Origin of the sequence: Parabacteroides sp. AF39-10AC (genome assembly GCF_003635405.1) — a bacterium.
In the GTDB taxonomy this organism is placed as follows: Bacteria; Bacteroidota; Bacteroidia; order Bacteroidales; family Tannerellaceae; genus Parabacteroides; species Parabacteroides distasonis.
In genome coordinates this window covers 4,471-8,709 of the sequence record NZ_QTLP01000024.1, presented here as the reverse complement: position 1 = coordinate 8,709, position 4,239 = coordinate 4,471, and the positions used below count along the sequence as shown (strand labels likewise).

Genomic DNA, 4,239 nt, shown 5'->3' with positions numbered 1-4,239 from the left:
TCGTACTGCTTTCCTAATCCCTCGAGCAAAAACAGCCTTTAATGAATGGCAGGTCTTCTGACTGACTCCCATCTTGAAGCCTTCCCGGTCGCTAGAACCAGTGGCGATAGTGTTGTTTCAAGATGTTCTTCGGAGCTTCACAGCAGCGGGACTGTCCGGGATTTACACCCGATTCCCTTTTAATCCACATACCCGAATGGTATATGCGGAACCGATTCGGGAACAAAGATAGCATGTTTTCCGTATATATCATATCTTTTCGCTTTTTTGTTTACTTTTATTATCCAAATAAAAAAATCCCGGGACAAAACAATTGAACCGGGATCTTTTAACCTCTAAGCTATCCTCCCGACAGGAAGAGGCTTTGATTTTCCTTAAATAATAATTACTACAAGGGAATATTTCCATGTTTTTTAGGAGGATTACTCTGGCTCTTATTTTTCGCCATTTCCAACGCCTGAATCAATTTAAAACGTGTGTCTCTAGGTTGTATGACTTCATCTATAAATCCTTGCTCGGCTGCCCGGTAAGGATTTGAGAATTTCTCGGTGTATTCACGAATTGCTTGTTTCTTCTCCTCATCGTTGGCTTTCCGGTATAATATATTCACGGCACCTTCAGCCCCCATCACCGCAATCTCAGCCATCGGATATGCCAAGTTTATATCGGCACCGGTAGGCTTACTTGCCATTACGATATAGGCTCCCCCGTAAGCCTTCCGGGTAATCAACGTGATTTTGGGAACCGTGGCCTCCGCATAAGCGTAGACAATTTTTGCCCCGTGGCGTATAATTCCCGCATGTTCTTGCGTACAGCCCGGCAAGAAGCCCGGCACATCCTCGAACGTGATCAATGGAATATTGAAGCAATCGCAGAAGCGAATGAAACGTGCGGCCTTATCAGAAGCATCGATATCCAAGACTCCCGCTAAAAAGGCAGGTTGGTTCCCTACGATACCTATGGTACGGCCTCCCAAACGAGCGAATCCCACTACAATATTGCGAGCGAAATGAGGCATAACCTCGAAAAAGTAATGATTATCCACTATCGGCTCTATAATATCCTTGATGTCATAAGGGACATTAGGATCTTCCGGAATCACATGCTGCAACGACTCTTCTACCCGACGCACATCGTCAGCACAAGCTATAACTGGAGCGTCTTCCATATTATTAGAAGGCAGGAAACTCAGAAGTTCCCGGATACTCATCAAAGTCTCCTCTTCCGTATCACACACAAAATGTGCGACCCCGCTTTTTCCGCTATGTACCTGCGCCCCGCCCAGCTCTTCCTTATCGATCACCTCGTGAGTCACCGCCTTTACGACATCCGGCCCCGTGATAAACATATGACTTTGCTCTTTGACCATAAAAATAAAATCGGTCAAAGCCGGGGAATAACAAGCGCCCCCCGCACAAGGCCCCAAAATAGCCGATAATTGGGGAACGACTCCCGAGGCCATCGTATTTTGGTAAAAGATAGAAGCATAACCAGCCAAGCTATTCACCCCTTCTTGAATCCGGGCACCCCCCGAGTCATTCAAGGCGATGATCGGCGCTCCGTTCTTTAAGGCTAATTGTTGCACTTTCACGATCTTAGCGGCATTCGTGGCACTCAAGGTCCCACCGTATGCGGTAAAATCATAAGCGTAAACAAATACCAAACGACCATCGATCTTTCCATAACCACTTACCATTCCATCACCGGGAATCTTATTCTTATCCATCCCGAAGTTTGTACACCGATGCACCACGAATTTATCCAGCTCATTGAAAGTCCCTTTATCCAACAGCATCTCGATTCGTTCACGGGCGGTCATACGCCCGCAAGCATGTTGTTTCTCAATGCGATTCAATCCTCCTCCCAACGAGGCCTCTTTATTCAAAGCCTCAAAATCTTTATATAATTGCTCGTTATTCATATGAATCATCTTTTAATAGGTCTAAAGTCATAAGCACTTGATTGTTATCAACGGAATCTCCCTCGGATACCAATATATCTTTTACCACGCATGCTGAGCTTACCTTATAGTTACTCTGCATCTTCATCGCCTCAAGTACGACCACGGTATCCCCCGTTTCCAAGCGATCTCCTTTCCGCACAGGTATTTTCACGACTTTACCCGGCATCGGGGCGACAATCTTGTCATCTTGCTTCTCTTCCGCACTTTTACGCATACGCAAATATTTCTTTTGGGTATCTACGATATCCACATGATAGGAACGGTAGAACATATTCACGTCATAACTCCGATGATCTTCTCCGGAGATGATCTCCGCGTTAAATGAGTTCCCATCGTGCAAGACAGAACAACTGCCGTTCTCCGTCATCACGATATCCACATCATACGGCTTCCCGTCGATAGAAAGCCGGACTTTATTCCCTTCTTTACTGACCAATGTCACATCGGCCACACGATTTCCGATATGTATTTCCATAACCAATACCCGTTAAATCCGTAAGACACCTTTTTGTAAACCAAACTCCCGCCAACGGCTGATAGGACGTGTATCCACCAATTGGGTAGAAGTATTTTCCTCTAAATTCATCAAATAATCCATATAAGCGGCGATCATGGCGATATTCTCGATTTCCTCGTTATTACCGTTAGACCGTTGTAGCATCCGGGCATTCTTAGCGATAAATAATGTATTATATTCCCCTTTCACGAAATCAGGATTATGCATGATACGTTTCAAATAACTGAGGTTCGTCTTTAAGCCCGTGATTTTATATTCATATAGAACCCGGCGCATACGCTCGATCGCATACGCACGTGTCGTTGCCCATACGATTAATTTACCGATCATAGGGTCATAATAGACCGGAATCTCATACCCTTCATATACATAGCTATCGATACGTACCCCGATACCATTCGGTTCCGTTAATTGCCGGATAATACCCGGGGAAGGCATGAAATTATTTTCCGTATCCTCCGCACAGATCCGGCACTCGATGGCATGTCCTCGTTGGAAAAGATCTTCTTGACGAAGATGCAAAACCTCATTATTGGCGATACGGATTTGTTCCTTTACCAAATCCACCCCTACCACTTCTTCCGTGATAGGATGCTCTACTTGTAGCCGGGTATTCATTTCCAAAAAATAAAAATGGCGGTCCTTATCTACAAGGAACTCTATCGTTCCCGCTCCGGAATAATGAACCGCTTTAGCCGCAGCCACAGCCTTTTCCCCCATTTCTTTACGTAAGTCCGCTGTTAGGAATGGAGACGGGCTTTCCTCTACTATTTTCTGGTTACGACGTTGAACCGAACATTCCCGGTCAAATAGATGAATGACATTACCATGGTTATCTCCCAATATCTGGAATTCTATATGATGCGGCTCCTCTACGAATTTCTCTATATATACCGTATCATCACCAAATGAGGACAACGATTCTGAACGAGCCGTATGATAAGCCTCGACAACCTCGCCCTTCTCATGTATCAGGCGCATCCCTTTTCCTCCACCTCCCATAGAAGCTTTCAGCATAACAGGGAAACCAATTTCTTCGCAAACCCGAAGCGCTTCTTCCGCACTTTGCAACGGTTGCTCCGTACCGGGAACCACAGGAACCTCTGCGGCGATCATGCGTTTGCGTGCGGCGATCTTATCTCCCATCGCTTCCATCGTCTCCGCTGACGGACCGATAAATATCAATCCTTCTTGCTTACAACGGCGTGCGAAGTCCGCGTTCTCCGACAAGAAACCATAACCGGGATGTATCGCATCGGCATGGTGCCGTTTCGCCGCAGCGATCAGATTGTCTATATTCAAATAACTTTCCTTGGAAGCCGCCGGGCCTATCAAGGCTGCCTCATCCGCATACATTACATGCCGAGCGGTACGATCGGTCTCCGAATATACGGCAACAGTGCGAATCCCCATCTCCTTACATGAGCGCATCACACGGATAGCGATCTCACCTCGATTCGCAACAAGCACTTTACGGATCATGTCGCCACGAGGACATAAATTCTCCATAAATCATTAACTATTGATTCTTATTCTTTTCGTACTGCTTTCCTAATCCCTCGAGCAAAAACAGCCTTTAATGAATGGCAGGTCTTCTGACTGACTCCCATCTTGAGGCCTTCCCGGTCGCTAGAACCAGTGGCGATAGTGTTGTTTCAAGATGTTCTTCGGAGCTTCACAGCAGCGGGACTGTCCGGGATTCACACCCGATTCCCTTTTAATCCACATACCCGAATGGTATATGCGGAACCGATTCGGG

Annotated in this window: 3 protein-coding genes and 2 riboswitches; all 3 genes read right to left on the bottom strand. The window is 46.1% G+C overall.

Annotated elements, in window-relative coordinates; translation table 11 throughout:
* Nucleotides 1-29: 29 nt before the first annotated feature.
* Nucleotides 30-231, bottom strand: a riboswitch (cobalamin riboswitch).
* Between the two features lie 157 nt (nt 232-388).
* From DW033_RS18470 to accC, 3 genes are read right to left on the bottom strand one after another with little or no spacing between them, the layout of a single operon-like run.
* Entirely contained in the window at nt 389-1,921 is a 1,533-nt protein-coding gene (locus DW033_RS18470) for an acyl-CoA carboxylase subunit beta (protein ID WP_005859626.1), read from the bottom strand.
* A complete protein-coding gene (locus DW033_RS18465; RefSeq protein WP_005859628.1) occupies nt 1,914-2,438 on the bottom strand; it encodes a biotin/lipoyl-containing protein in 525 nt (174 codons plus the stop codon). The genes DW033_RS18470 and DW033_RS18465 overlap by 8 nt, the downstream gene beginning before the upstream one ends.
* 12 nt (nt 2,439-2,450) lie before the next feature.
* A complete protein-coding gene (accC, locus tag DW033_RS18460) occupies nt 2,451-3,962 on the bottom strand; it encodes an acetyl-CoA carboxylase biotin carboxylase subunit (protein ID WP_008777846.1) in 1,512 nt (503 codons plus the stop codon).
* A gap of 85 nt (nt 3,963-4,047) precedes the next feature.
* Nucleotides 4,048-4,239, bottom strand: a riboswitch (cobalamin riboswitch).

Coding starts and splice junctions, on each gene's coding strand:
- DW033_RS18470 (WP_005859626.1), bottom strand. CDS start 1,921: ATGAATAACGAGCAATTATATAAAGATTTTGAGGCTTTGAATAAAGAG.
- DW033_RS18465 (WP_005859628.1), bottom strand. CDS start 2,438: ATGGAAATACATATCGGAAATCGTGTGGCCGATGTGACATTGGTCAGT.
- accC (WP_008777846.1), bottom strand. CDS start 3,962: ATGATCCGTAAAGTGCTTGTTGCGAATCGAGGTGAGATCGCTATCCGT.